Origin of the sequence: Streptomyces sp. 11x1, assembly GCF_032598905.1 — a bacterium.
Lineage (GTDB): Bacteria > Actinomycetota > Actinomycetes > Streptomycetales > Streptomycetaceae > Streptomyces.
This window is the reverse complement of the sequence record NZ_CP122458.1, coordinates 4239266-4264642: the sequence shown is the minus strand read 5'-3', so window position 1 is coordinate 4264642 and position 25377 is coordinate 4239266. Positions and strand designations below refer to the sequence as shown.

Genomic DNA, 25377 nt, shown 5'->3' with positions numbered 1-25377 from the left:
GATCGGTGAAGGGTGTGGGCATGGACGTCGGGCTCAAGCGCGAGCTGGAGGAGAAGGTCCGCTCCGGTGAGCGGCTGACCCGCGAGGACGGCATCGCGCTGTACGAGTCGGACGACCTGGCCTGGCTGGGCGGTCTGGCGCACGAGGTGCGGACACGGAAGAACGGCGACGTCGTCCACTTCAACGTCAACCGCCACCTCAACATGACCAACGTGTGCACCGCTTCCTGCGCGTACTGCTCCTTCCAGCGCAAGCCGGGGGAGAAGGACGCGTACACGATGCGCATCGAGGAGGCGGTGAAGCTCGCCAAGGCGATGGAGGGCGAGAACCTCACCGAGCTGCACATCGTCAACGGCCTGCACCCGAACCTCCCGTGGCGCTACTACCCGCGCTCCCTGAAGGAGCTGAAGGCCGCCCTCCCGAACGTCTCGCTGAAGGCCTTCACGGCCACGGAGATCCACCACTTCGAGACGATCAGCGGTCTGACGGCGTCGGAGATCCTGGACGAACTGATCGACGCGGGCCTGGAGTCGTTGACGGGCGGCGGCGCGGAGATCTTCGACTGGGAGGTCCGCCGGCACATCGTGGACCACCGCACCCACTGGGAGGACTGGTCGCGGATCCACCGCCTGGCGCACGAGAAGGGGCTCAAGACCCCGTGCACCATGCTGTACGGCCACATCGAGGAGCCCCGCCACCGGGTCGACCACGTCCTGCGCCTGCGTGAACTCCAGGACGAGACGAACGGCTTCCAGGTCTTCATCCCGCTGCGCTACCAGCACGACTTCGTGGACGTGAAGGACGGCAAGGTCCGCAACAGGCTGCAGGCCCGTACCCAGATGGCGACCGGCGCGGAGGCGCTGAAGACCTTCGCGGTCTCCCGCCTGCTCTTCGACAACGTCCCCCACGTCAAGGTCTTCTGGGTCATGCACGGCGTCCAGACAGCGCAACTGGCGCTCCAGCACGGCGCGGACGACATGGACGGCTCGGTCGTCGAGTACAAGATCACCCACGACGCGGACAACTACGGCACGCCGAACAAGCTGACCCGCGAGGACCTGCTGGACCTCATCCGCGACGCGGGCTTCCGCCCCGTGGAACGCAACACGAGGTACGAGATCATCCGCGAGTACGAGGGCCCGGACCCGGCGCGCAGGGAGTCCCCGCAGCCGATGCGGGTCTGAGGGGGCAGGTTGTTCGGGTGCGGGTGAGTGGGGTGAGTGGGGCTTCTCGCGCAGTTCCCCGCGCCCCTGAAAAGCGTGGGGCGCAGCCCCCGCTTTTCAGGGGCGCGGGGAACTGCGCGACCAGCCCCCACCGGACGGACGCCTGGGGGTCGAAGGGGCGCAGCCCCTGAAAGATGGGACGGGTAGGGGCGGCGGGGGCGAGAACCCTCTTGAGGCGAGTCCCACGTAATGACTACGGTCCCCCCATGCCCCTTACGTTCCACCTGGACCCACCCCTCACCCCCACCCTCCACGACGGCATCCTCACCCTCTGGACAGCCGTCACCAACACCGGCGGAGCCGTCGGTTTCGTCCCCCCGACCACCCGCGAAGCGATCCGCCCGGAACTCCTCAGGCACCTCACCGCCATGGCGGAGGGCAGACACCGCCTCCTCCTCGGCCTCGACGACACCGGCACCCCCGCCGCCACCGCCTTCTTCAGCTTCAACACCCACCGCCTGATGGCCCACTGGGTCTGGCTCTACACGGTGATGGTCCACCCCTCCCACCAGGGCAAGGGCTACGGCCGCGACCTCATGAGGGCGGCTGAGACCGCGGCCCGCGACTTCGACGGCATAGACGCCATCCGCCTCACCTGCCGAGGCGGCCTCGGCCTGGAGCACTTCTACGCCTCCTGCGGCTACAAGGAGGTCGGCCGGGTCCCCGGCGCCATACGGGTCGCCCCCGACGACCACCGCGACGACATCACGATGCTGCTGCCCCTGACGTGAGCCGGGCCAACACCCCCGTGCAAGATCGCCCCCCGATCGTGCTTCACTGGACGACGGTCTTCGAAAACGTCCGGAACGGAAACGGAAGAGTGGATTGAGATGCTCCGCTACACACTGATGCGCCTCGGTATCTTCGTGGGCTGCTTCGTGGTCGTCTGGGCCCTCGTCTACTCCGGCGTCGCCCCGCGCGGCCTCGGCGCGTCCAACGGCATGTGGATGGTCGTCCTCGCGCTCCTGGTCTCCGCGCCGATCAGCTTCGTCGCCCTCCGCAAGGAGCGCGACCGCGCCTCCGAGCAGATCGCCCCCCGCCTCGACCGCTCCATCGGCCGCGTCAAGTCCAACCTCGCGGCCAACCGCAGCCAGGAGGACGAGGCCGACGACGCGGCCCGGACCCCGAGCGCGGAGGCCTCCGCCGAGACCACGGCCGAGGCCGACACGGCTGCCGGGGCCGACGAGGCTCGCGAGGCCGATGACACGGCCGCCGTCCAGTCGGGCTCCGGCAAGGCCTCGTAGCGGCTTCGTAGAGGCTACGCAGGCCGTACGCGGACCGTCCGGCGGGAGCGTTCGCCGGTCCGCCAAAAGGGATCAACCGCCTGACGCCCAGGTCCCTCCACGGCGTCGGAACCGTACGCTTGCCCGCATGGGTGCGGTGAAGAGCAAACGGATGCCTCGTGCGGTGCGGGAACAGCAAATGCTGGACGCGGCGGTGCGGACGTTCGGGCAGCGGGGGTACAGGGCGGCCTCGATGGACGAGATCGCCGAACTGGCGGGCGTGTCCAAGCCGTTGGTGTACCTGTACCTGAACTCCAAGGAAGACCTCTTCACGGCCTGCATCCGCCGCGAGGCCAAGGCGCTCACCACGGCCGTACGGGCGGGTGTGGACCCCGAACTGCCGGCCGACCGCCAACTCTGGGACGGGCTGGGCGCGTTCTTCACGCACACCGCGCGCAACCCCGACGCCTGGGCCGTGCTGCACCTCCAGGCCCGTACGCACGGGGAGCCGTTCGCCGCCGAAGTGGCGGCGATGCGGGAGGAGATGGTCGCGTTCGTGACCGGGCTGATCCTGGTCGCGGCGCGGGAGGCACGTCGGGACCCGTCCCTGCCGGAACGGGAGGTCGCCGGTCTCGCCGAGGGCCTCGTCGGCGCCGCCGAGGCGCTTGCCGCCTGGGCCAACGCCACGCCCGGCATCACCGCACGCCAGGCCGCCACGACGCTGATGAACTTCGCGTGGGCGGGCCTGGGAGACCTGATGGAGGGGCGTCCGTGGACACCGCCGGCTGTGGTGTGAGAGGGGGAGGTGCGGGGGTGGTTGGGGCGCGTTTTCGGGTGCGAGAAGCCCCACTCAGCCGCACCCGGCAACGCACCCTCGCCCACCCCCACCCACCCGCTCAGCCCACCAGCGGATACACCTGCCCCCTCACGTGAACCCGCCCTCCATCCATACCCCCCGACCCATCTGATCCGGGGGTCTCGGCCGACCCAGGGGCACTGCCCCCGCGCAGCTCGAACCCACCCCACGCCTGCCCGTCCGCCGTGTACGTCACCGTGCCCGGCAACGGCACCGGCGCCCGGAACTCCGCGCGGACAAGGGCCGCCGGAGGCGCACCGTGCTCGGCGAGGCAGCGGGCCACGGTCCACATGCCGTGCGCGATGGCCCGGGGGAAGCCGAACAGCCGGGCGCCGAGCGGATGCAGATGGATCGGGTTCCGGTCACCGGACACCGCCCCGTACCGCCGCCCCACATCCCCACCCAACCGCCACTCGACGACAGCAGGCACATCCGGCCGCCCACTCCCCGCCGACCCACTCCCGCCGCCCTCACCGTCCCGTACGCCACGGCTCCCGCCGCCCCCGTCCCGCTGGCTCCCACCCCCGTCGGCCCGCGCTCCCCTCTCGCCCGCCACCGCACCTCCGGCCCCCTGCTCACCCGGCTCCCCCCGCTCACGCCGGTGCCTGGCGAGGTACGTGCTGCGGGACTCCCACGCGATCCCGGTCCTGCCTTCCGTCTCCGCCCCGTCCCGCAGCTCCGTGACGACCGTCGCCTCGGTGCCGCGTCGGTGGGGCGTCAACTCGGCGACGTACACGGTGATCTCGTACACCCCGGTGGCGGGCAGCCGTCGACGTCGGGTGATCTCGATCGATGTGTGCACGAGCCCGAGCAGGGGCAACGGGAAGCCCCGCCCGGCCATGATCCGCATGGCCGCCGGAAACCCGAGGACATGCGGATACGTCAGCGGAACGGCGTCCTCCCCGGTCGGGAACCCGCAGACCCGCTCGTACGCGGCGAGCCGCGCGAGGTCGATCCGGACGCCGGGGAGGACCAGTCGGGGGAGTCGGGAGGGGGAGACGAACCCGGAGGCCGACGCGCGCGGGAGCCTGCGGCTTCTGCCCGGTGAGAGGAGCGCGCCCCTGGCGAGCAGCGGGCCGAGGGAGGGCGGTCGTACGAGGGTGACGGTGTGCATCGGACGGTCTCCCCTTCCCCGCGCCGGGCTCTGCTCCCGCGCCGGATTCCGCTTCCTTGCTCCACATTCTTACTCCGCAGTCAGGTTACCCGAGGTAAGGGCGGGTCGAGCCTCCCGTGCACCCCGGGAGCTGAATGACCCTCAGGTAACTTGGCGCGCCCTTGACCTGCGGCGGAGTCACGACCGGGCGGTCTGCGACACTGCACATCCCCGGCCCCGTTCCATCTCCGGACCATCGCCACACTCACACGAACCTCACACACCAACCCCGTACGATCCGGACACACCGAACGCCCAGGAGCCGCCCGTGTCCAACCTCGAAAGCACCGAACCCGCCCTGGTGGAAACCGAGTTGAAGCGGCTGGACGGCATCGTGCGGGAGGCGTACGTCCCCGCGCTCGCCGCGCCCGTGACCTACGGCTCGCTCGCGGACATCCCGTTCGACAACGCGACCCACGCCCCCGACTCGGTCGTCCTCAGCCGGAAGCACGGCGGGACGGACGGAGAGGGCGACGGCCGGTGGCGGGACGTCACGGCCGCCGCCTTCGCCGCCGAGGTGCTCGCGCTGGCGAAGGGCCTGATCGCCGAGGGCCTCATGCCGGGCGACCGGATCGCGATCATGGCGCGGACGACGTACGAGTGGACCCTCCTGGACTTCGCGGCCTGGGCGGCGGGCCTGGTCACGGTCCCCGTCTACCCCACCTCCTCCGTCTTCCAGACCCGCTGGATCCTCCAGGACTCGGGCGCGGTGGCCCTCGCCGTCGAGACCGCCGCCCAGGCCGCCGCCCTCGGCCCCGAACTCGACCGCATCCCCGACCTGCGCCATATGTGGGTCTTCGAGAAGAAGCACCTGGACCGGCTCGCCGAGCTGGGCCGTGATGTGTCGGACCAGGAAGTGGCCGTACGGCGTGGGGTGTTGGGCCCCGACACCCTCGCGACCCTGATCTACACCTCGGGCACGACCGGCCGCCCCAAAGGCTGCGCGCTCACCCACGGCAACTTCTACGCCGAGGTCGACAACGCGATCAACCTGCTCTACCCCATCTTCCGCGCGAAGACGGACGAGGAGGCCTCCACCCTCCTCTTCCTCCCGCTCGCCCATGTGTTCGGCCGCATGGTCGCGATCGGCTGTATGCGGGCGAGGGTGCGCCTCGGCCATTCGCCGAGCTTCCGCACGGAGGACCTCCTCGCCGACCTCAAGTCCTTCCGCCCGACGTTCCTGCTGGTCATCCCCTATGTGCTGGAGAAGGTCTTCAACACGGCCCGGGCCTCCGCCGAACGCATGGGCCGCGCCTCCTCGTACGACCGAGCCTCGGCCGTGGCCCGCCGCTACGGCGAGGCCCTGGAAGCCGAGCAGCACGGCACCGGGCCCGGCCCGTCCGCCTTCCTGAAGGCGGCCCGCACCTTCTACGACCCGCTGGTCTACAGGCGCATCCGCAAGGCGCTGGGCGGCCGGGTCCGTTACGTCATCTCCGGCGGCAGCCCGCTCGGCCGTCGGCTGGCCGCCTTCTACGCGGGCGCGGGCATCGACGTCTTCGAGGGCTACGGCATGACGGAGACGACCGCCGCCGTCACCGTGACCCCGCCGGACCGGCCCCGTCTGGGCACGGTCGGCCGCCCCCTCCCCGGCACCCGGGTCCGGATAGCCGCCGACGGAGAGATCCTGCTGCACGGCGGTCAGATCTTCCGCGGCTACTGGGACCCGCAGGCCGGCGGTGTAGTCCCCGCAGGGCCCGACGGCTGGTTCGCCACCGGCGACATCGGTCACCTGGACGACGGGGGCTACCTCACGATCACCGGCCGCAAGAAGGAGATCCTGGTCACCGACAGCGGCAAGAACGTGGCCCCGGCGCCGCTGGAGAACTGGCTGCGCTCCCACCCCCTCATCGCCCACGCCATGGTGATCGGCGACCGCCGCCCGTACGTCACCGCGCTGCTGACCCTGGACCCCGAGGGCATCAGCCACTGGTCCCAGATGAACGCCAAGCAGGACACCCCCGTCGACCGCCTGGCCGAGGACCCGGATCTGCGGGCCGTCCTGCAACGCGCGGTGGACGAGGCCAACCGCCTGGTCTCGCGCCCCGAGTCCATCCGCCGGTTCACGATCGTCCCCGACGGTTTCAGCGAGGAGGCGGGCCACCTCACGCCGTCGATGAAGCTACGGCGGGAGGTCGTGGAGAAGGCCTTCGCGACGGAGATCGAGGGGCTGTACGAGAAGTAGGCCCGCCGGCCCGCGGCGACGGACCCTCCTCCGCCCTACATCCCCGCGGCCGGGTCGCCCTCTCCCAGTCCGACCCACCAGTACCCGTCGTCCTTGACCAGCAGCAACTCCTGCTCCTGGCCGGTCCGGTCGTACGTCAGCCGGACGGGGTTGAAGTAGTCGACGTCTCCCTCCAGCACGGTGACCTCGACAGGCCCGCGCGCGCCCTCGCCGAACTCCCGCACCTGCTCGTAGGCGGCACCCCGGGTGCCGTCGTACGCGGGCCCGGCCAGCTCCATCAGCCCTTCCACGTCACCGGCCTTGAGCCGTTGGACATAGACCCGCACCAGGGTGTCGACGTCCTCGGCGGTCACCCGCACATCCGGGTACTCGGACTTCGCGGCCCGCACGGTCACGTCGACCCGGGGCGAGTCGGCGAGCGCGTACGGCGCCCGGAACCAGCCCCACCACACGCCCACACCCACCCCGAGCAGGACCACCAGCCCGCCCCAGCCCAGCAGAACGCCCCGCTTCGTCATCGTCCCCCGCCTTTCCCGCACAACCGAGGCCGATACTGTACGACCGCATGATCCGAAGACGCGTCGCGCACCTGCACTCCTCGCCGTGGGGCAGGCTCTACACCGCCTGCACGCTCCTGACCGTCGTCGTGGGGGCTGGTCCATGGTGCGGACCTTCACCTCGGCGGGTCGGGACGACCACCTCACCGGTCCCCTCTTCACCGCCTCGGTGGCCATGGGCCTCATCGGCTTCCTGTTCCTCGGCCTCCACGACCTGCATCTGAGGGCGCGCCGAGGAGAGGCGGAACCCCTTGATGTACGACGGGTGGCGGCCGACCTCCGTTCCCTTCCCGCCTCGGCCAACGGGAAGGTCGCCCTGGCCTTCGCCGCCCTCGGGGTGGCCGGATGGGCGTACGCGTGGGTGTGCGTGCGGTGGCTGGGCTGGGACCTGCCGGGGGTGCCGGACGCCGACGGCGGAGAACTCTTCGTCCGGGCCGGAACACTCAGCTGCGTGATCGGGGCCCTCTTCGTCGGTGTGCATTTCAAGGAACGCCGCTGAATCCGCAGTCGCCCCTCGGCGGCACGTTTCTGCGATCTTTGGCGGAACTTCGGGTTCTTGGCGCGATGCCGTCGGGGTGATCCGTGTCGAAAGGGCCATCGAAGGGCGGCGCCGGAAAAGCGGGGGCGGAGCCTTCGTCGTCTCGTGCTCAGGACGGCCACATTCAGTCCGTGAATTCTCCGCCTCGGGTTCGTCATCTCTCCCTTCCGCCCCTGGCGGAACTCCGGCCCCGGTGAGAAGAGGCGAGCAAGTCGAATTCCGTCAAGAGAGGTGATCGGTGTTTTCCAGACTTTGCTCGTGCGGCAGGAACAGGAAATGGCTGATCTCAACGTCCTGATCGCGTTCGACGCGGCCACATCGTCGGCACGTCGGGGGCCGAACTGAATCTCCGTGCCGAACCCGGGGACACCATCAGGTGGCGGGAGACGACACTGTCGCTCGGCAGCGACTACAAGGCGTTACTGTGCAAATACGTGCCAGGAGGGTCGGCGAGGTCGCGACGTAGGCCCCGCCGTCGGGGAACCGCGCCTCCGCGGTGCCGTCGCCCACCGGGGGCGGTGCCGCCTACGTCAATCCACCAGGTCCGCCGCCGTCAGCAGGCGCGTCAGGTCTGTCCGGGAGCGGACGTGCAACTTGCGGTAGATCCGGGTGAGATGGGCCTCCACCGTCTTCCGGGAGACGAACAACGAGGCCGCCGCCTCCGTGTTGTTGAGGCCACGGGCGATCGCCCGCGACACCTGGAACTCCTGAGGGGTCAGCTGGTTCAGGGCGCCGCCCATGCCGCCGGTGCCGCTGCCGGCGGACCGGGCGGTGCCGAGGACGCCGCCCGCCGCCGCGAGTTCACCGGCGGCCCGCCGGGCCCACGGCACCGCGCCCAGCCGTTCGAAGCAGGCCAGGGCGGAGGCCAGCGGGGCGCGCGCGGCCCCCGGGCGGCGGTAACGTCGCAGGACCTCCGCCTCGCACAGCAGGGTCCGCGCCCAGTCGAACGGCCCCGTCGTCCGCTGGTGGGCCTTCAGCGCGACCCCGAAGAACGCCTCGGCCTCCTCCGGCGTCCCCGCGAGCAGCCCCCGGACCCGGGCGGCCGCCGCCTCCGCCGACGCCAGGCCCGTCTCCCGGGCCCGCTCCTCCAGCCAGGACACGACCTCGGCGGCACGCGTCGCGTTCCCCGCCCGTACGTGCGCCTCGGCCAGGTCCGCCGCGAAGGGCACCACCTCGGGGTTCCCGATGCCCTGCTCGACCGCCAGTGACAACGTTTGCTCCAGCTGGTCGACGGCCGCGTCGTGGTCACCGTGGGCCAGGGCCGACAGCCCGAGCACCGCCGTCATGTGGAACTCCTGGCAGCCGATGCCGTACGTCCCGCACTCCCGCCGGGCCCGCGCCACATGTTCCTCGCACTCGACCCGCTCACCGCGCAGGGCTTCGAGCCGGGCGAGGCAGTACAGCGTGTAGCTCACGCACGTCAGCTGGCCCAGTTCCTCCGCCCAGCGCAGGGACTCCGTCAAGTCGCCCCGCGCGGACGCCCATTGGCCGATCCGGGTCTCCAGCTCCCCGCGTACGGCGAGGGTGAAGCCCAGCACGCCCACCGCGCTGTGCCGCCTGGCGGACTCCACGGCCGTGTTGAGGAGCCGGCGCCCCCGGACGAACTCCTCCGCCCGGCTCCAGGCCTGCCCCGCGATCGCGTACACCTGCTGGTCGCGGACGGGGTCACCGCCGCCGTGCCGGTCGGCGGCCTCCAGCATCTCGCGCCCCCGCGCCGTACGGCCGGACATGATCAGGGCCCCGCCCAGCATCGACAGGCTGTACCAGCGTTCGGGCCCGGACTCGGAGGCGAGGGCGAGGGACTCCTCCGCGACACGGACCGCCGCCGGGACATGGCCGTCCAGGCGCGCGGCGGCCGTCGCCTCCGCCAGCAGCAGACAGGCCCGGGTACGGTCCGAGCCGCGCACGGCGTCGGCGGCGTTCATGAGCAGGGCGTACGCCTGGGCCGTCTCGCCCTTCCAGGTGTACATACGGCCCAACAGGCCCTGGATGGCGGCGCGTACGGCCGGGTCGGGGGTGATGCGCAGGGCCTCCTCGCACCACTGCGGGCCCGCCGGGGAACCGCTGAGCAGGGCGTCGGAGGCGGCGTGGTGGAGGCGGTCCGCGCGCGGCGCGGGGTCCGGGGTGAGCTCGGCGGCGCGCCGCCAGGCCAGCGCCGACTCGCCGAAGGCGCTGCGCCGACGGGCCTCCCGCGCGGCGTCGGCGAGCGCCGCCGCGGCCTCCTCGTCGGGGCCGGGGGTCGCGGACGCCCGGTACCAGGCGTGCAGCGAGCCGGTGCTCACCTCGGCCAGCGCCTGGAACGCGGCGTACCGGTGCGCGAGAGGGGCGCGGCCCAGCACCAGCGCGCGCAGCACCGGGTGGTGGAAGTCCAGCCCGTCCGCCGTGGCCGTGATCAGGCCGTCCTCCTCGGCGGGGGAGAGCGCGTCGAGGGAGAGCCCGGCCACCTCCAGGGCCTTGCGCAACGGACCCGCCGCCGTGGAGCGACTGGCGGCCAGCACGACCAGGGCCCGGCGGGCGGTGTCCGGCAGTCCGTCGATCCGGGCCGCCCAGGCACGCTCCAGATGACTGCCGAGGGACGGCGGATCGAGCAACGGCCGCTCCCCGCGCGCCTGTTCGTCCGTCAGCGCGCCCGCGATCTCCCGCAGGGCGAGCGGATTGCCTCCGCTGACGCGTACGAGGTCGGCGAGCACGTCGGGGGTCACGCGGCCCTCCAGCAGGGCGGCGCACTCCTCCGGGGCCAGCCCGCCCACCTGCACGGCGGGGATGCTGCGGCGCGGCCCCGACTCGCCGTGGTCCTCGCGGGAGCCCAGGGCCAGGGCGACACGTTCGCTGGAGAGGCGGCGGGCGACGAACAACAGGACGCGCTGGGAGGAGGGGTCCACCCAGTGCAGGTCGTCGACGAGGACCACGACCGGGCGCTCGTCGCCGAGCGCCGCGAGCACGTTGAGGGCGCCCATGCAGGCGGCGTAGGGGTTGCCCGGCGGGTCCGCCGGGTCGCCGCTCAGGGCCAGACAGGACTCCAGGGCGGCGCGCTGGGCGCCGGGGAGTTCCCTGAAAAGGGACGAATGGGGCATCAGTAGGTCGCCGAGGGTGGCGAAGGGGAGCACGGTCTCGGTCTCGATGCCCCGGGCGCGCAGGACCGTGGCCGGGGCCGCGCCGGAGCCGCCGGCCGCCGCCCGCTCCGCCGCGTAGTCGAGCAGGGCGGTCTTCCCGATACCGGGTTCGCCCCACAACAGCAGTGCCGCCCCACCCGCCCCACCCGCCACGAGCAGGTCGTCCATCAGTCGGCGTTCCCGCTCCCGACCGACGAGTCCCCGTAACAATGCGCCACCCCCTGGTGCCCGCCGTGCCCGGCCCCGCCCGTCCATCATCCCCCAGGGGGAGTTGTCAGGGGAGATGTAGGGACTTCCCCGAAGCGACGGGGGTCGCCCCGGCTCTTCAATGGAGAACGTAGGAAAGCAGGAACCGAAGGAAACAGCAGGAACCAAAGAATCACAAGAAACAGAAGAACCAAGGGAAACAGGGGAAATGAACCAGGTCGCGGAACTAGGGGGACGGCCCATGCCGGCATCCGTGGGACGCGGGGATCTCGCCTCGGGATCCGACCGGCTCGACTCGGTCGAGATCAAGGTGACGTTCTCGGGTGCGGGCGCGGCCGCCGCGACTGGGGCGCTGGCGCCGGACACCGGGGGAGCCCGGCGCCGCGTCTACTTCTGTGAGGCCCTCGCCCGCTCCACGGCGCCAGGACACCTGCCGCTTCTGGATGCGGGGCTGATCCTGCGCCTACGGGCGGGGAGCGGGCGGGGAGGGGCCGCGACCGCGGAACTGCGGCCCTGTCGCCGGTCCCGGCTCTCGGAACGTTGGCTGCGCTTCCGTGAGCAGGGACCGGATTCCTTCCACCTGGCGGCCGTCTGGTCGGGCGACCGCCGGGTGCTTTCCGCCGCTCTCGTCTCCGACTGCGGAGGTACGGCCGTGGAGGCCGCCGCGCTCGGCGCCAAGCCCCTGGACCTCGTCTTCTCCGACCGTCAGCGTGCCTTCCTCGCCGACTGTGCCGACATCGACGTCGGTCTCGGCTCGCTCGACGTCCTCGGTCCCGTCCACACGGTCCGCTGGCGCGGAGTGCGTCTGGACCACCATGAAGTGACCGTGGAGCACTGCACGGTGGGAGCGGACCAGCCTCTGGAGTGGTTGGAGGTCTCCAAGCGGGTCGCTCCCGAGGGCGCGGAGGTCGTCCAGGCGTCCTTGACCGCGCTGCTGAGGGGGAAGGGACTCGAACCGGACCTGGGGCGGGGCGTCCGACTGCGGCGGGTCATGGAGTCGCTGGCCGCGGAGGGGGCCGCCTGAGGGCGGGCCGGGGGAGGGCCGGGAGGGGAGGGGGGGCTTAAGGGTTGGTTTCCGGCCGTCGGTTCGTCGTGGCTGGTCGCGCAGTTCCCCGCGCCCTTTTCGGGCGCGCTGTCGCCGGGCCCCGGCCGTGATGGCTACCCGATCCCCAGTGCCCGCAGCCCCGCCGTGGTCGCCGCCGCGCCCAGGACCACCACCGCGAACGGGGCTTTCCGCCACGCCAGCACCCCGCCCGCCAGCACCCCGGCGGGCCGTGCCCACCCCGCGAAAGCGCCGCCCTCCGTCAGGGCGCCCGTGGCCAGCAGTGCCACCAGCAGCACCACGGCGGCCCCGGCCAGCAACTCCCGCACCCGTACGGGGATCTCCACCCGCCCGTGCAGCGCGGGCCCGGTGAGCCGCAAGGCGTACGTCCCCACGGCGAGCGCGAGCATCGCGCCGACGACCCTGCCGCTCACGACGTCCTCCCGTCCGCCGCGCCTTTCCCTTCCGGCGACGCCCGCCAGACCAGCAGCCCGGCCAGCGCCAGCAGCACGGGAACACCTGTCGGCGTGACCGTGGTCGCCGCCAGCGCGACGAGCGCCCCGAGCAGCGCGGCCCGCCGTACGGGCGGCCGCTCCCGCAGGGCCGGCAGGACCAGCGCGGCGAGCACCGCCGGGAAGGCGGCATCGAGGCCGTACGTGGCGGTGTCGCCCAGCGCGGTGCCGGCCAGGGCCCCGGCCAGGACGCACACGTTCCAGACGGTGAAGAGGCCGAGCCCCGAGACCCAGAACGCGACCCGCCGCCGTACCGGATCGCTCTGCGCCAGGGCGAAGGCCACCGTCTCGTCGGTGACGAGATGCGCGCCCACGAACCGGGCGGTCCTCCCCGGCCCCAGGAGGTCGGCGACCGCCAGGCTGAACGCGGCGTTGCGGGTGTTGAGCAGCAGGCCGGTGGCCGCCGCCGCGAACGGGCCACCCCCGGCCAACAGGATCCCGACCGCGCTGAACTGCGCCGCCCCCGCGTACACGATCAGAGACATCACCACCGGCACCCACACGGGCAGCCCGCCCGCCACCGAGATCGCCCCGAAGGAGACACCGACGACACCCCCGGCGGCGCAGACGAGGGAGACGTCCCGGAACAGGGCGGGATCACGGACCTGAGGTGTTCGGAGCAGCGAACGCATGTTCTCTACAATGAACATGAGCCCTCATGTTCGTCAAGGCGAACGATCGTACTTCTGGAGCGAACGACATGTCCGACGCAGCACCCTCGGAAGCGAAGCCCCCGTCCCGGCTCCCGCTCGACTGGATCGCCGCCGCCCTCCGCCGGGAGCGCACCCGCGCCGGTCTCTCCCTCTCCGAGCTGGCCAAGCGCGCCGGGATCGCGAAGTCGACGCTGTCCCAGCTGGAGGCGGCGAGCGGCAATCCGAGCATGGAGACGCTGTGGGCGCTGGGCGTGGCGCTCGGGGTGCCGTTCAGCGTGCTGATCGAGCCGCCGATGCCGGCGGTGCAGGTGGTCCGGGCGGGGGAGGGGCCCACCGTCCACTCGGAGCACTCCAGCTACACGGCGGTCCTGCTGTCCGCCAGTCCGCCGGGCGCGCGCCGCGACATCTACCGGACCCGGCTCGAACCGGGGTCGGTGCGGGAGTCGGAGCCGCACATCCTGGGAACGGTCGAGCACCTCACCGTGAGCACGGGCCGGGTGAAGGCGGGCCCGAGGGGCGAGGAGGTCGAACTCGGCCCCGGTGACTACATGGCGTTCCGCGGCGACGTGCCGCACTCGTACGAGGCGCTGGCTCCGGGGACGACGTTCGTCCTGGTGATGCAGCACATGTAGGAGCGGGCGGGGGGCGGGGAAAGGGCGGCGAAAAGGCAGGAGCCCCTGCGCCGAAAGGCGAGGGGCTCCTTGGGTGGTGCTCTCAGACGTCGTCAGAGGGGCATCCCTCGGATCGAACGGATCAGACGGGGGTGACGTTCTCCGCCTGCGGACCCTTCGGGCCCTGCGTCACGTCGAAGGAGACCTGCTGGTTCTCCTCCAGCGAACGGAAACCGCTCGCGTTGATGGCGGAGTAGTGGACGAAGACGTCCGGGCCGCCACCCTCCTGGGCGATGAAGCCAAAGCCCTTTTCGGCGTTGAACCACTTCACGGTTCCGGTAGCCATAAGCCCTCCTTGGGCCCAAAGGGTTGCCCTGCTCCAGAACCCTGCAAGTGTGAAAACAAGATGCCGCACAACTGCATACGTCTGAAAAGACGAGAGCCCGCGGTCACATGCTCCGCAGGCTCTGTACTGCAAGGGAAACCAAACTGCAACTTGCGGCGAGCCTAGCACGCAGGCAGGGGAATGCAATAGAGGGCAAGATCACGTCACCCGGATGTTTGAACCGCTCGGGTTCCGGCTTGACGGACCGCCTCTACTTCCTCTTCTGTCCCACCGACGACACGCCGTCGACAGTGTTGACACGGGGTGTACGTCCGGTTTCGGGGGCACCTCCCGGCCCCCGGAGCCCGCACCGTACCCCATGAGGGCTAGCCTCGCGATGTGGACAATTCTCGCAACCGGCCGCGCGTCGGCCACATCCAGTTCCTGAACTGCCTGCCCCTCTACTGGGGGCTCGCGAGAACGGGCACACTCCTCGACTTCGAGCTCACCAAGGACACCCCCGAGAAGCTCAGCGAGCAGCTGGTGCGCGGGGACCTCGACATCGGGCCCATCACCCTGGTCGAGTTCCTGCGCAACGCGGACGACCTGGTCGCCTTCCCTGACATCGCCGTCGGCTGCGACGGCCCGGTGATGTCGTGCGTGATCGTCTCCCAGGTGCCACTCGAACGCCTGGACGGCGCACGCGTCGCCCTGGGTTCGACCTCGCGCACCTCCGTACGCCTCGCGCAGCTGCTGCTGGCCGAGAGCGTCGGCGTACAACCGTCGTACTACACCTGCCCGCCCGATCTCTCGCTGATGATGCAGGAGGCGGAGGCGGCCGTGCTCATCGGTGACGCGGCGCTGCGCGCGAACCTGCTCGACGGGCCGAGCTTCGGCCTGGAGGTGCACGACCTGGGTGCCATGTGGAAGGCGTGGACGGGGCTGCCGTTCGTCTTCGCGGTGTGGGCGGCGCGGCGTGACTACCTGGAGCGGGAGCCCGAGGTCACCCGCAAGGTACACGAGGCGTTCCTCGCCTCCCGGGACCTGTCCCTGACCGAGGTGGCCAAGGTCGCCGAACAGGCGGCCCGCTGGGAGGCATTCGACGAGCGGGTCCTGGAGCGGTACTTCACGACCCTGGACTTCCGCTTCGGCGGTCCGCAGCTGTCCGCGGTCGCCGAGTTCGCGCGGCGGGTCGGCCCCACCACCGGATTTCCGGCGGACGTGAAGGTCGACCTGCTTTCCTGAGCCCCTTTCCGGCGAAGTCCCGGTGAACTTCCCGGAATTCCGGTTGACGAATTCGCTGTTCTGTGGGATCGGTTGCGGATCCGTCGCCGACGCTCACATTTCCTTTCGGGCGTACGGCACTACGCTGGAAGCGCGGGGAGTACGGGGGAGGGACGGGGGAGGTGTCGTCCATGCGACCGCTCGATGTCGGCGAACCCACGGTCGTGGGGCCCTACCGGCTGCTCGGCCGGCTCGGGGCGGGCGGGATGGGCCGCGTCTATCTGGGGCGGAGCGCGGGCGGCCGTACCGTCGCCGTCAAGGTCGTGCACCCGCACTTCGCCCTCGACGAGGAGTTCCGTGCCCGCTTCCGGCGGGAGGTCGACGCCGCCCGCCGGGTGGGCGGAGCCTGGACCGCCCCCGTCCTGGACGCGGACCCGGAGGCGTCGGTCCCCTGGGTGGCGACGGGCTACGCGGCCGGTCCCTCACTGGCGACGGCGGTGACGGACGGCGGTGCCCTGCCTCCCCACTCCGTACGGGTCCTGGGCGCGGGCCTGGCGGAAGCGCTGTCGGCGGTGCACGCGCTGGACCTGGTCCACCGGGACGTGAAGCCGTCGAACGTCCTGCTCACGGTCGACGGCCCCCTCCTCATCGACTTCGGCATCGCCCGCGCCACGGACGGCACGGCGTCCCTGACCTCGACGGGCGTCTCGATCGGCTCCCCCGGCTACATGTCCCCCGAGCAGATCCTCGGCAAGGGCATCACCGGCGCGGCGGACGTCTTCTCCCTCGGCGCGGTCCTCGCGTACGCCGCGACCGGCCAGTCCCCGTTCCCCGGTGACTCCTCGGCCGCCCTCCTCTACAAGGTCGTCCACGAGGAACCCCGGCTCGACGGCGTGGAGGGCGACCTGCGCGCCCTCGTGGAGCGCTGCCTGTCCAAGGACCCCGCCGCGCGCCCGGCCCCCGACGAGGTCGCCCGCATGCTGGCTCCCCAGGGCGCGGCCCCGCTGGTGGCGGCGGGCTGGCTGCCGGGCCCCCTGGTGGAACAGGTCGGCCGCAGCGCGGTGCACCTCCTGAACCTGGACGCGGCGGAGGAAGTCCCGTCCGGACCGGTGGAGTTCAGCAGCCCGTCGGTCGGCGTCGAAGCCCCGTCCGCGAGTGGGGTGTTCGGCCCGCCTCCGGTGATGTCGCCGCCCGTGACCCACGTGCCGGGGCAGCGGACCGACTCCGCGTCGGCGGACACGGTCCCACCGCCGGGCAAGCTGTCGCTGAGTGTGGCGGCGGCGTCCACGACCACGGCGAACGGGCGGGGCCGACGGGTGAGTTGCTCGGTCGCCCTGGCCGTCGCGGGCGCGTTCGCGGTGGTGGGCCTAGGTCTGGTGTTCGGGCTGAACATGCTGAACGGCGACGAGAAGGGCGAAGAGGCGGCCGGCAAGGCCCCCTCGGCCGGCAGCAGCCCGAGCGAGGGGAACAAGGACCCGGAACCGCAGGACGGGGCGGGCGACCTGCCCAAGAAGTACCTGGGCACGTGGGAGGGCGACGGCTACGCCCTCGGCGGCAACCTCCCGGCGGGCACCTTCACCATCACTCTCGAACAGGGCTCCGTCGGCGACCGGTTGGGCACGTTCCGCTCCGTCGACCTGCTGGGCGGGGCCTGCGACGACACGTTCGTCCTCAAGAAGGTCACCGAGGACCACGTCGTCGTCACGAGCATCGCCGACGCGAAGAACAACCCCAAGACCTGCACCAGCAACACCCACGAGGTCACGCTCACCCCCGTGGGCGACGAACTCCAGTACACCGCGGACAACGCGGACGCGGGCGACCCGACGGCCCGCCTGGCAAAGACGAAAAGGTGAAGTGAGGGGCCGGCTTTTGGCTGCGGCTGAGTGGGGCTTCTCGCGCAGTTCCCCGCGCCCCTGTCGGGCCTCCGGCCCTCAGGGGCAAAAGGCACGGGGCGCAGCCCCTGCCTTTTGAGGGGCGTGGGGAACTGCGCGACCAGCCCCCACCGGGCGGACGTGTGGGGGTCGAAGGGGCGCAGCCCCTGGGTGGGGGCACCTCCCGCTCGAGCGAAGCCGAGAGTGGGGGAGGGACGGGTAGGGGCGGCGGGGGCGAGATCCCTCTAGGCTGCCCCCGTGGCACTGGACCCCTGGCTGATCGCACTCACCCTGGCCGCCGCACTCTGGGGCGCAGCCACCGGCACCCTCCTCCCCCGCCCCGCCTACCGCTTCACGGTCGACGAGGACCACCCCTGGCACCGCACCTGCCCCGCCGGCCACCACATCACCGGCCCGGCGAACGGCTGGCTGGGCCCCGCCCGCTGCACCGCACCCCCCACCTGCTCCTACGGCCCGCGCACACCCCCCGTCGCCCTCACCACCGCCCTGATCTGCGCCACCCTCGCCCTGACCACCGGCACCCGCCCCGAACTCGCCGTATGGCTGCTCCTCGCCCCCCTCGGCGTGCTCCTCACCCTCGTGGACCTCGGCGCCCAACGCCTCCCGGACCCCCTGACCCTCCCCTTCGCGGCGCTCGCGCTCACCCTCCTGGGCGCGGTCGCCCTCGTACCCGAGCACGCCGGCCAGTGGCGCACGGCGCTGTACGGCGCCCTCGCCCTCGGCGGCCTGTACTTCCTCTTCTTCCTCATCAGACCCATGGCCCTCGGCTTCGGCGACGTGAAGCTGGCCCTCGGCCTCGGCGCCGTCCTCGGCTGGTACGGCTGGGGCGCGCTGTACCTCGGCACGTTCGCCGGTGCGCTCATCGGCAGCGCGTACACGGTGGTCGCGCTGGCCAGGCGCCGCGCCGTACGCCGCCAACTGGTGGCGCTGGGCCCGTTCATGATCGCGGGAGCGTACGTCGGCCTCCTGCTGGAGTCGTACGCGGCCTGACGCGAAGTTGTCCACAGGCGGACGGCCTGACGTCGGCCGGTCAGAGCCCCTGGCGTAGGCTGGCCCGGTCAGTTCAACCCTTACGAAAGGGACGCCCCCGGTGACCGAGAAGGCCGATCTCCAGTCCGTTCTCGACCGTGCCGCCGAGGGCGGGAGAATCACGCCGGAGGAGGCGCTCGCCCTCTACCGCGACGCCCCGCTGCACGCGCTCGGCGCCGCCGCCGACGCCGTACGCAAGCGCCGGTACGCGGGCACGGAGCACATCGCGACGTACATCATCGAGCGGAACATCAACTACACGAACGTGTGCGTCACGGCGTGCAAGTTCTGCGCGTTCTACGCCCCGCCGAAGGCCAAGGACAAGGGCTGGACGCGCGATCTCGACGACATCCTGCGCCGCTGCGCGGAGACCGTCGAGCTGGGCGGTACGCAGATCATGTTCCAGGGCGGCCACCACCCGGACTACGGGGTGGAGTACTACGAGACGCACTTCGCCGCGATCAAGAAGGCCTTCCCCCAGCTGGTCATCCACTCCCTCGGCGCGTCCGAGGTCGAGCACATGGCCCGGATCTCCAAGGTGGGCGTCGAGGAGGCGATCCAGCGGATCCACGCCGCCGGTCTCGACTCCTTCGCGGGCGCGGGCGCGGAGCTGCTGCCCGAGCGGCCCCGCAAGGCCATCGCCCCCCTCAAGGAGTCCGGCGAGCGCTGGCTGGAGATCATGGAGACCGCGCACAACCTGGGCGTGGAGTCCACCTCGACCATGCTCATGGGCACCGGCGAGACCAACGCCGAGCGCATCGAGCACCTGCGGATGATCCGTGACGTCCAGGACCGCACAGGCGGCTTCCGGGCCTTCATCCCGTACCTCTACCAGCCGATGAACAACCATCTGAAGGGCCGCACCCAGGCCACGATCTTCGAGTACCTGCGGATGATCGCGATCTCCCGGCTCTTCATGGACAACATCGCCCACATCCAGGGCTCCTGGCTGACCACCGGCCAGGACGCGGGCCAGCTGACGCTGCACTACGGCGCGGACGACCTCGGCTCGGTCATGCTGGAGGAGAACGTCGTCTCGGCGGCCGGTGCCAAGCACCGCTCCAACCTCCAGGAAATGATCGACATGATCCGTACGGCGGGGCGGGTCCCGGCCCAGCGCTCCACGACGTACGAGCACCTCGTCGTCCACGACGACCCGGCGAACGACCCCGTCGACGCGCGCGTGATGTCCCACATCTCCTCCACGGCGATCGAGGGCGGCACGGCGCACCCCGAGCTGAAGATCCTCGCCTCCAACTAGGTTCGGCCTTGCTGACGATGCACGCCGCCGACGAGGTGCGGCGCACCTGGGACGACCCGGAGCCGATCAAGGACGGCGCCGTCGTGGTGGACGGCACCCGGGTCCGGGCGGTGGGCCCGGCGGAGGACCTCCGCCTGCGGTTCCCGGGCGCCCGCGTCCGCCAGTGGTCCGGCGTCCTCGGGCCCGGCCGGGTGCACGAGGGCCCGCTCCCGGACGCCCCCTCGCCCCGCGAACAGGTCCACGCGGTGCTGAAGTCGGGCGCGGTGGCGATCCTGCGACAGCACGCGAACACCCCGGAACTCCGGTCGGCCGCCGAGCGCAACCACGTCTCGATACTGCCGCACCCGGCGCCTCCGGTGCTCGCCGAGGCGGGCCGCGCCGACCTGGCGGTCTACGACGGGGCAGGCGTCTGCACGGCCACGGTGTGCGCGGGGCGCCTGGTCCACCGTCGCCGCTGAGGGGCGACGCCGCGCCCGCTCAGCCCGAGAACGCCTCCCCGAACGCCCCGTCCGCCTGATCGACCCCGCTGCAGTCGACCAGTGCGTCACTCGCCCCGTCCCCGCACTCCCGGTCCCGGAACGTCGCCCACATCGACACCCAGGCGATGCCCTTCTCCTCCGCGAACTCCCGCACCTGCGCCGCGTCCTCCAGCGTGAACGTCTCGTCGTCGACGTCATTGACGCCCAGCATCGAGGTCAACGCCAACGCCCGCCACGCCGTCGACGCGCTCGTGCCGAAGACGTCCATCAGCTGCTCGTGCGTCGCCTCGGCCGCCTGTTCCGCGTAGTCGCCCATGTCACCGTCGTACGAACTGGCGTAGTTCATGGTCATGATGTTGACCGTGCCGACCTGGACGGCGTGGTCGTTGGCCGAGTTCAGCAGGGCCAGACCGTCGTCGTCGAGGCCGGACGGCATGACGGGGAGGGTGAAGGAGACGGAGAGGTCGGGGCGGTCCATTTGGAGGAGCGCGATCGCCGCGGAGCGCAGGGCGACGGAGTCGGAGTCCTGCAACGCGTCGCCCTCGACGTCGAAGTCCGCCTGGGTCGAGCCGGCCGCGTCGAGCGCCGCGCCGTACGCCTCGGCGAGTTCGGTCGCGCTGTCGCAGGCCTGTGCCAGCTCCGTGCCCGAGGCACCGCCGAACGAGACCCGCACCGACGCCCCCGCGCCGGTGAGCACCGAGACACGGGACTTCACCGCCGTGTCGTCGATCGCGTCGGTGCCGTTCCACATCGGCGTGCACGCGTCACCGTCGGCGATCACGAACGCCAGGTTGTACGCGGCGGCCGACCCGGCGTCGTCGAGGTCGGAGGCCTCGGTCGCGTTCACGTACGGCGCGTAGGCCGTGGACGGCGCGGAGGTGGTGGGCACCGTGGGCGTCGTCGTCGCGGTGGACGCGGCCGCCCCCGTCGCCGCCTCCCGGGTGTCCGTCGTGCAGCCCGCGCAGGCCAGGGTCACCAGACACAGCAGTCCGACGGCCGGTTTCAGGGAATTCCTCACGGTGCTCATGAAGGCAATGAAGCAGAGGCGCATGTGCCGCATGTGTGGTTCTTCGGTCCCGGGAATGCAATCCGAGTCCGCCAACGAAAATCCCACCGCCGAGTCCGTCTTCGTCGACGACTCCGGGCGTCGCGCCAGGCGCCGCACCGGCGCCCGGCCCGTACTGCCACAATGGGCCCGTGACCCGCGCATCCCTGGACAAGCAGCCGCACGAAGTCGCCTCGATGTTCGACCGAGTGGCGAAACGGTACGACCTGACCAACGACGTGCTGTCCCTCGGACAGGACCGGCGCTGGCGCAAGGAGGTCGCGCGGGCCGTCGACGCCCGCCCCGCGCAGAAGGTCCTGGACCTCGCCGCCGGCACCGGCACCTCCTCACTGCCCTTCGCGCAGACCGGCGCGTACGTCGTGCCGTGCGACTTCTCCCTCGGCATGCTCCAGGTCGGCAAGGAGCGCCTGTCCTGGCTGCCGTTCACCGCGGGCGACGCCACGAGGCTGCCGTTCAAGGACGACACCTTCGACGCGGTCACCATCTCCTTCGGCCTGCGCAACGTGCAGGACACCGACACCGCGCTGCGCGAGCTGTACCGGGTGACGAAGCCCGGCGGCCGCGTCGTGATCTGCGAGTTCTCCCACCCCACCTGGACGCCGTTCCGCACCGTCTACACCGAGTACCTGATGCGCGCGCTGCCGCCGGTCGCCCGCGCGGTGTCCTCCAACCCGGACGCGTACGTCTATCTCGCCGAGTCCATCCGCGCCTGGCCCGACCAGGCGGGTCTCGCCGAGCGCCTCGGCAAGGCCGGCTGGGAGAAGGTCGCGTGGCGCAACCTCTCGGGCGGCATCGTCGCGTTGCACCGGGGGTTCAAGGCCCAGGCGTAGGGGCCGCACGGGGATGAAGTCCGGCCGCCGGAAGCGGAGTTCACCCGCACGAGGGTCGTCGGCCGGAGAATCCTGTTGACGGGAACCGGCCAAGAGTAATCACCGTCCGTCGGACATTGGTACGCACCGGTGATATCTGACGGCGGGGGTTTGCCTGGTGAAGTTGGAGTGCATTCAAGAGCATTCTGGTGAGCTGGAGTGAGTGTGGGTGGCCTGTGTCGTGCCGCGCTCCTTGCTTGTGATGCCGGTTTCCGGTGGGAACTGACGTTCTCTCATCGAATACGTGACCTTCATGGACGGTGCTCGTTTCCCAGGGCAAGGGGTTCTTCGAGCCGGGGCGGGGGTGGCGGGGTGGGTGAGCTGCGGAGCATCGCGGCGCCGTTTGTCGTGTCCGGCCCGTCTGGTGCGGCCGTCCGGACCCGTCTCAAAGGCCTGTCGACCGGGGACGAGAAGGTGCTGCGCGTGGTGGGCGGGCATCTGGGGGCGCTGGCTTCGCGGGATCTCAAGGCGCGCTGCCGCGACGGCGTGGACCACTGCGCTCAGGCGTGGGCGGTGCGTAAGCGGGAGCTGACGCCGTTGTCGTCGTCGCGGTGGGCGGGCAGTATCACCAAGGCCACGCATGAGCAGTGGGCGCTGGCCCGCCGTGGCCAGCTCGCACACATCCACACCCTGGAAGCCGGTATCCGCACCATCGAGGACCGGCTGGCGCTGCCGGTCGGGCAGAAGGGGACGCGGAAGGCGCCGGGGGGTTACCGGTCGCGGCGGGAGTGGCATGCGAAGTCGCGGCGGCTGCGGGTGCTGCGGGACCGGCTGGCCGCCGCGAGGGCCGACCGGGAGGCTGGCATCGTGCGCGTGGTGCGCGGCGGCAAGCGCCTGGCCCGTACCCTGCATCACCTGGAGGCGGCCGGGCTGAGCGAGTCCGCGTGGCGTGGGCGGTGGGAGGCGGAGCGCTGGTTCTGCCAGGCGGACGGGGAGTCCGGCAAGCGCTACGGCAACGAGACGATCCGCGTCAGCCCCGAGGGTGAGGTGAGTATCAAGCTGCCCGCCCCGCTGGCCCATCTGGCGAACGCCCCGCACGGCCGGTACGTCCTTGCGAGCCGGGTCGCGTTCGCGCACCGGGGCGGTGATTGGGCGGATCGCGTCGAAACCAACCGGGCGATCGCCTACCGCATTCACTACGACACCGGCCGGGACCGCTGGTATCTGACGGCGTCCTGGCAGATCCCGCCCACCCGCGCCCTTCCTATCGAGGCCGCGCTCGCCCACGGGGTGGTCGGCGTCGACATGAACGCCGACCACCTGGCCGCCTGGCGCCTGGACGCTCACGGCAACCCCACCGGCGCCCCGCGCCGCTTCTCCTACGACCTGACCGGCACCGCCCAGCACCGTGACGCCCAGGTCCGCCACGCCCTCACCCGCCTCCTGCACTGGGCCCGCGCCTGCGGTGTGAAGGCGATCGCGGTCGAGGACCTGGACTTCACCGCCGAGAAGACCCGGGAGAAACACGGCCGCCGCACCCGCTTTCGCCGACTGATCTCCGGCATGCCCACCGGCAGACTCCGCGCCCGGCTGGCCTCGATGGCGGCTCAGACGGGTATCTCGGTTATCGCCGTCGACCCGGCCTACACCTCGAAGGGGGGCGCCCAGCACTGGCAGAAGCCCCTCACCACCACGACACGTAGGACCACTCGCCACGAGGCTGCCGCCGTGGCGATCGGAAGGCGCGCCCAGCAACACCCGGTCCGGCGACGGACGGCACCGCCCCCACAGCACCGGAGCGATGCGGTGGGGCATCGGACCGTCCAGGCCCGACCAGGTGTTCCCGGGCGTGAGGAAACCCGCCCCCGCATTCCCGGACCACGGACACGATCCGTGCCGCCCGGACGCGGAGCGAACGCGGGCAACCAGAACGCCCAACACCGTCCGGGGCGTTCGGCCGAGCATGAGACCTGGCAACAGGACTCACTCCCGCTCAGTCCCAAGGAACGGTTCCATGACGTCCTGCTGCCCGCACTGCGGGACACCAGGCCCTGACGAGGAGCGCTTCTGCATGGAGTGCGGACGCGTACGGGTGCCGGTCCCCTCGACCGCGCCACCCGGGACGCCCCCGCCCTCCCCGATGGTCTTGGCGCCTTCGGCACAGCCCGGGCTCCCGCAGCAGGCCCCCGCGCCGACGCCAGCCCCCTACGAACCTCCGCTCGTGGAAATGGGCCAACACCACCTGCCGCCCGCCGAGCCGCCCAAGTCCCGCAGCCGCGCGCTGATCTGGGCCCTCACCATCGCGGCGGCCTTCGTGATCGGCGGGGGAGGGGCGGCGGCGATCCTGCTCTGGCAGAGGTAGGAGGCGGAACACCGGACCGGGCGCCCGTCGAGCTAGCGGAGCACCGCGAACGGGTCCCCCGGCTCGTCCAGCGCCCTGCGCAACCCTGGCGGAGGCCCACCGCGCCGGGGCTCCCGCACACCCCCGCCGTCGTCCCCCGGCTCGAACCACACGGTCACGGCGGCGCCGCGCGGCACCTGCACCCCCGGTGGCGGGTACTGGCGTACGACGTGGTCCACGACGGTGCGTGGGAAGTCGGGGCGGTCGGGCGCGACGAGGAGCACCCCGCCCGCCTCGGCCGTCTCGCGCGCGTCCACGGCCATCAGCCCGACGAACCGTGGCACACGCACTTCGGATGACTTGGGTGTCATGCGCACAGATGTTCACCCCCAGCGGTACCGGCAGGGTAACCGCCGGGCGCCCCCGCTCGGAAGCACTGCGTGGCAATCTGCGGCAAATCGCTACGCTGAGTGACGAGTTGTCGAAATCCCGAACCGCCGGAGTCCTTGAACCGCCGGACCACCGTGGTCCTGAACCGTCGGACCGCTAGAGCGTCAGTCGGTAGCAGTGTCCCGCCCGCTGCGACACGGGCGTGGTGAACGTCTCCGCCAGTTCCATGCCCAGCCGCCGGGTGACGGCGATGGACCGCTCGTTGCGGGCGTCGACCATGGCGACCACCCGGCCCACACCGGCCGCCCGCACCCGCTCCAGGGTCTGGAGCGCGGCGGCGGTCACATAGCCCTTGCCCCAGTGGTCGCGGGCGAGCCGCCAGCCGATCTCGATCTCGCCGGCCGGGCCCCACTCCCGGGGCCACGGCTGGGCACCGGTGAAGCCGATGGCCCGGCCCTCCTCGTCGAGCAGGGTCCACAGACAGAACCCGTGCTCGGCGTCGTGGCGGCGCTGGCGCGCGGTGAGCTCCTCGTAGACGGACAGCTCGGCGGACCGGCCGCCGTGGAACTCCATGACGTCGGGATCGTCGAAGATCCGGTGCCAGGCGAAGGCGTCCTCGTCGGTGGGGACACGCAGCCGTACGTCGGGCAGAGCTCGGTTCACAGGGGCAGCCCTTCAGCCGATGATC

The 25377-nt window shown here is 71.6% G+C and carries 24 protein-coding genes and 2 pseudogenes; 17 read left to right on the top strand and 9 right to left on the bottom strand.

Translation table 11 applies throughout. The features are described 5' to 3' along the window. Positions 1-20: 20 nt before the first annotated feature. The 4 genes and pseudogenes from mqnE (at position 21) to P8T65_RS18500 (ending at position 3242) form a co-directional block, all read left to right on the top strand. On the top strand, positions 21-1184 hold the full coding sequence (mqnE, locus tag P8T65_RS18515) for an aminofutalosine synthase MqnE (protein WP_184904852.1): 1164 nt from the start codon (positions 21-23) through the stop codon (positions 1182-1184). Between the two features lie 245 nt (positions 1185-1429). After that, positions 1430-1954 carry a GNAT family N-acetyltransferase gene (locus tag P8T65_RS18510; protein ID WP_316726406.1) on the top strand — a complete coding sequence of 175 codons (525 nt, stop codon included), beginning with the start codon at positions 1430-1432 and terminating at the stop codon, positions 1952-1954. Between the two features lie 99 nt (positions 1955-2053). Next, a pseudogene (locus tag P8T65_RS18505) lies at positions 2054-2344 on the top strand (DUF4229 domain-containing protein); the annotation flags it as partial. Between the two features lie 250 nt (positions 2345-2594). Then, complete coding sequence (locus P8T65_RS18500; protein ID WP_184904846.1) at positions 2595-3242, top strand: TetR/AcrR family transcriptional regulator; 648 nt, start codon at positions 2595-2597, stop codon at positions 3240-3242. A 100-nt stretch (positions 3243-3342) separates the two neighbouring features. Here P8T65_RS18500 and P8T65_RS18495 read toward each other — a convergent pair whose 3' ends face one another. Continuing rightward, positions 3343-4416, bottom strand: coding sequence for a MaoC/PaaZ C-terminal domain-containing protein (locus P8T65_RS18495; protein WP_316726405.1), 1074 nt, complete (start codon positions 4414-4416; stop codon positions 3343-3345). Positions 4417-4723: 307 nt separating this feature from the next. Here P8T65_RS18495 and P8T65_RS18490 point away from each other — a divergent pair, with 307 nt between their 5' ends. After that, complete coding sequence (locus P8T65_RS18490) at positions 4724-6637, top strand: AMP-dependent synthetase/ligase (protein ID WP_316726404.1); 1914 nt, start codon at positions 4724-4726, stop codon at positions 6635-6637. A gap of 35 nt (positions 6638-6672) precedes the next feature. Here P8T65_RS18490 and P8T65_RS18485 read toward each other — a convergent pair whose 3' ends face one another. Beyond that, positions 6673-7155, bottom strand: a complete 483-nt coding sequence (locus P8T65_RS18485) for a hypothetical protein (protein ID WP_316726403.1) — start codon at positions 7153-7155, stop codon at positions 6673-6675. A gap of 142 nt (positions 7156-7297) precedes the next feature. On the opposite strand from P8T65_RS18485, the gene P8T65_RS18480 reads away from it, so the two are divergent. Together P8T65_RS18480 and P8T65_RS47285 are read left to right on the top strand one after the other, a co-directional pair. Further along, positions 7298-7693: a hypothetical protein gene (locus P8T65_RS18480; protein ID WP_316726402.1), complete on the top strand. Its 396-nt coding sequence runs from the start codon at positions 7298-7300 to the stop codon at positions 7691-7693. Between the two features lie 356 nt (positions 7694-8049). Next, a pseudogene (locus P8T65_RS47285) lies at positions 8050-8157 on the top strand (AidA/PixA family protein); the annotation flags it as partial. Positions 8158-8262: 105 nt separating this feature from the next. Here P8T65_RS47285 and P8T65_RS18470 read toward each other — a convergent pair. Continuing rightward, complete coding sequence (locus P8T65_RS18470; RefSeq protein ID WP_316731631.1) at positions 8263-11100, bottom strand: AAA family ATPase; 2838 nt, start codon at positions 11098-11100, stop codon at positions 8263-8265. Positions 11101-11293: 193 nt separating this feature from the next. Here P8T65_RS18470 and P8T65_RS18465 point away from each other — a divergent pair, with 193 nt between their 5' ends. Beyond that, positions 11294-12076, top strand: a complete 783-nt coding sequence (locus P8T65_RS18465) for a hypothetical protein (RefSeq protein WP_316726401.1) — start codon at positions 11294-11296, stop codon at positions 12074-12076. Between the two features lie 134 nt (positions 12077-12210). Here P8T65_RS18465 and P8T65_RS18460 read toward each other — a convergent pair whose 3' ends face one another. Further along, positions 12211-12504, bottom strand: a complete 294-nt coding sequence (locus P8T65_RS18460) for an AzlD domain-containing protein (RefSeq protein WP_184906515.1) — start codon at positions 12502-12504, stop codon at positions 12211-12213. 20 nt (positions 12505-12524) lie between these two features. After that, the gene (locus P8T65_RS18455; RefSeq protein ID WP_316731630.1) at positions 12525-13238 is read right to left on the bottom strand and encodes an AzlC family ABC transporter permease; all 714 of its coding nucleotides are present in this window, start codon (positions 13236-13238) and stop codon (positions 12525-12527) included. Positions 13239-13306: 68 nt separating this feature from the next. Between P8T65_RS18455 and P8T65_RS18450 the strand changes: the two genes are divergently transcribed. Then, positions 13307-13891: an XRE family transcriptional regulator gene (locus P8T65_RS18450; RefSeq protein WP_316726400.1), complete on the top strand. Its 585-nt coding sequence runs from the start codon at positions 13307-13309 to the stop codon at positions 13889-13891. 121 nt (positions 13892-14012) lie between these two features. Here P8T65_RS18450 and P8T65_RS18445 read toward each other — a convergent pair whose 3' ends face one another. Continuing rightward, positions 14013-14216 carry a cold-shock protein gene (locus tag P8T65_RS18445; protein WP_003992177.1) on the bottom strand — a complete coding sequence of 68 codons (204 nt, stop codon included), beginning with the start codon at positions 14214-14216 and terminating at the stop codon, positions 14013-14015. A gap of 378 nt (positions 14217-14594) precedes the next feature. Here P8T65_RS18445 and P8T65_RS18440 point away from each other — a divergent pair, with 378 nt between their 5' ends. The 5 genes from P8T65_RS18440 (at position 14595) to P8T65_RS18420 (ending at position 20062) form a co-directional block, all read left to right on the top strand. Further along, entirely contained in the window at positions 14595-15440 is an 846-nt protein-coding gene (locus P8T65_RS18440) for a menaquinone biosynthetic enzyme MqnA/MqnD family protein (protein ID WP_184904828.1), read from the top strand. Positions 15441-15610: 170 nt separating this feature from the next. After that, positions 15611-17275, top strand: coding sequence for a protein kinase domain-containing protein (locus tag P8T65_RS18435; RefSeq protein WP_316726398.1), 1665 nt, complete (start codon positions 15611-15613; stop codon positions 17273-17275). Positions 17276-17557: 282 nt separating this feature from the next. Then, positions 17558-18304: a prepilin peptidase gene (locus tag P8T65_RS18430; RefSeq protein ID WP_399103147.1), complete on the top strand. Its 747-nt coding sequence runs from the start codon at positions 17558-17560 to the stop codon at positions 18302-18304. A 100-nt stretch (positions 18305-18404) separates the two neighbouring features. Beyond that, positions 18405-19604 carry a cyclic dehypoxanthinyl futalosine synthase gene (gene mqnC, locus P8T65_RS18425; RefSeq protein ID WP_316726394.1) on the top strand — a complete coding sequence of 400 codons (1200 nt, stop codon included), beginning with the start codon at positions 18405-18407 and terminating at the stop codon, positions 19602-19604. 8 nt (positions 19605-19612) lie between these two features. Further along, positions 19613-20062, top strand: a complete 450-nt coding sequence (locus P8T65_RS18420; protein WP_316726393.1) for an imidazolonepropionase-like domain-containing protein — start codon at positions 19613-19615, stop codon at positions 20060-20062. A 19-nt stretch (positions 20063-20081) separates the two neighbouring features. On the opposite strand, the gene P8T65_RS18415 is transcribed toward P8T65_RS18420, so the two are convergent. Continuing rightward, the gene (locus P8T65_RS18415; protein ID WP_316731629.1) at positions 20082-21101 is read right to left on the bottom strand and encodes a chitinase; all 1020 of its coding nucleotides are present in this window, start codon (positions 21099-21101) and stop codon (positions 20082-20084) included. A gap of 179 nt (positions 21102-21280) precedes the next feature. On the opposite strand from P8T65_RS18415, the gene P8T65_RS18410 reads away from it, so the two are divergent. The 3 genes from P8T65_RS18410 to P8T65_RS18400 all read left to right on the top strand — a co-directional run bounded on the left by P8T65_RS18410 (position 21281) and on the right by P8T65_RS18400 (position 24320). After that, positions 21281-21979 (top strand): demethylmenaquinone methyltransferase, encoded by a 699-nt coding sequence (locus P8T65_RS18410; RefSeq protein WP_316726392.1) that lies wholly within the window; start codon positions 21281-21283, stop codon positions 21977-21979. Positions 21980-22330: 351 nt separating this feature from the next. Next, a complete protein-coding gene (locus P8T65_RS18405) occupies positions 22331-24013 on the top strand; it encodes an IS200/IS605 family accessory protein TnpB-related protein (RefSeq protein WP_316726391.1) in 1683 nt (560 codons plus the stop codon). 166 nt (positions 24014-24179) lie between these two features. After that, positions 24180-24320 carry a hypothetical protein gene (locus P8T65_RS18400; RefSeq protein ID WP_316726390.1) on the top strand — a complete coding sequence of 47 codons (141 nt, stop codon included), beginning with the start codon at positions 24180-24182 and terminating at the stop codon, positions 24318-24320. 32 nt (positions 24321-24352) lie between these two features. Here P8T65_RS18400 and P8T65_RS18395 read toward each other — a convergent pair whose 3' ends face one another. After that, complete coding sequence (locus tag P8T65_RS18395; RefSeq protein WP_316726388.1) at positions 24353-24676, bottom strand: PASTA domain-containing protein; 324 nt, start codon at positions 24674-24676, stop codon at positions 24353-24355. 169 nt (positions 24677-24845) lie between these two features. After that, positions 24846-25352, bottom strand: a complete 507-nt coding sequence (locus tag P8T65_RS18390) for a GNAT family N-acetyltransferase (RefSeq protein ID WP_184904814.1) — start codon at positions 25350-25352, stop codon at positions 24846-24848. Positions 25353-25377: the final 25 nt, after the last annotated feature.

What these genes read in the sequence shown, in the direction of transcription:
- P8T65_RS18485 (WP_316726403.1), bottom strand. Translation starts at nt 7,155, where the DNA reads ATGACGAAGCGGGGCGTTCTGCTGGGCTGGGGCGGGCTGGTGGTCCTG.
- P8T65_RS18460 (WP_184906515.1), bottom strand. Translation starts at nt 12,504, where the DNA reads ATGCTCGCGCTCGCCGTGGGGACGTACGCCTTGCGGCTCACCGGGCCC.
- P8T65_RS18480 (WP_316726402.1), top strand. Translation starts at nt 7,298, where the DNA reads ATGGTGCGGACCTTCACCTCGGCGGGTCGGGACGACCACCTCACCGGT.
- P8T65_RS18495 (WP_316726405.1), bottom strand. Translation starts at nt 4,416, where the DNA reads ATGCACACCGTCACCCTCGTACGACCGCCCTCCCTCGGCCCGCTGCTC.
- P8T65_RS18450 (WP_316726400.1), top strand. Translation starts at nt 13,307, where the DNA reads ATGTCCGACGCAGCACCCTCGGAAGCGAAGCCCCCGTCCCGGCTCCCG.
- P8T65_RS18465 (WP_316726401.1), top strand. Translation starts at nt 11,294, where the DNA reads ATGCCGGCATCCGTGGGACGCGGGGATCTCGCCTCGGGATCCGACCGG.
- P8T65_RS18455 (WP_316731630.1), bottom strand. Translation starts at nt 13,238, where the DNA reads ATGCGTTCGCTGCTCCGAACACCTCAGGTCCGTGATCCCGCCCTGTTC.
- P8T65_RS18435 (WP_316726398.1), top strand. Translation starts at nt 15,611, where the DNA reads ATGCGACCGCTCGATGTCGGCGAACCCACGGTCGTGGGGCCCTACCGG.
- P8T65_RS18510 (WP_316726406.1), top strand. Translation starts at nt 1,430, where the DNA reads ATGCCCCTTACGTTCCACCTGGACCCACCCCTCACCCCCACCCTCCAC.
- mqnE (WP_184904852.1), top strand. Translation starts at nt 21, where the DNA reads ATGGACGTCGGGCTCAAGCGCGAGCTGGAGGAGAAGGTCCGCTCCGGT.
- P8T65_RS18470 (WP_316731631.1), bottom strand. Translation starts at nt 11,100, where the DNA reads ATGGACGGGCGGGGCCGGGCACGGCGGGCACCAGGGGGTGGCGCATTG.
- P8T65_RS18500 (WP_184904846.1), top strand. Translation starts at nt 2,595, where the DNA reads ATGGGTGCGGTGAAGAGCAAACGGATGCCTCGTGCGGTGCGGGAACAG.
- P8T65_RS18445 (WP_003992177.1), bottom strand. Translation starts at nt 14,216, where the DNA reads ATGGCTACCGGAACCGTGAAGTGGTTCAACGCCGAAAAGGGCTTTGGC.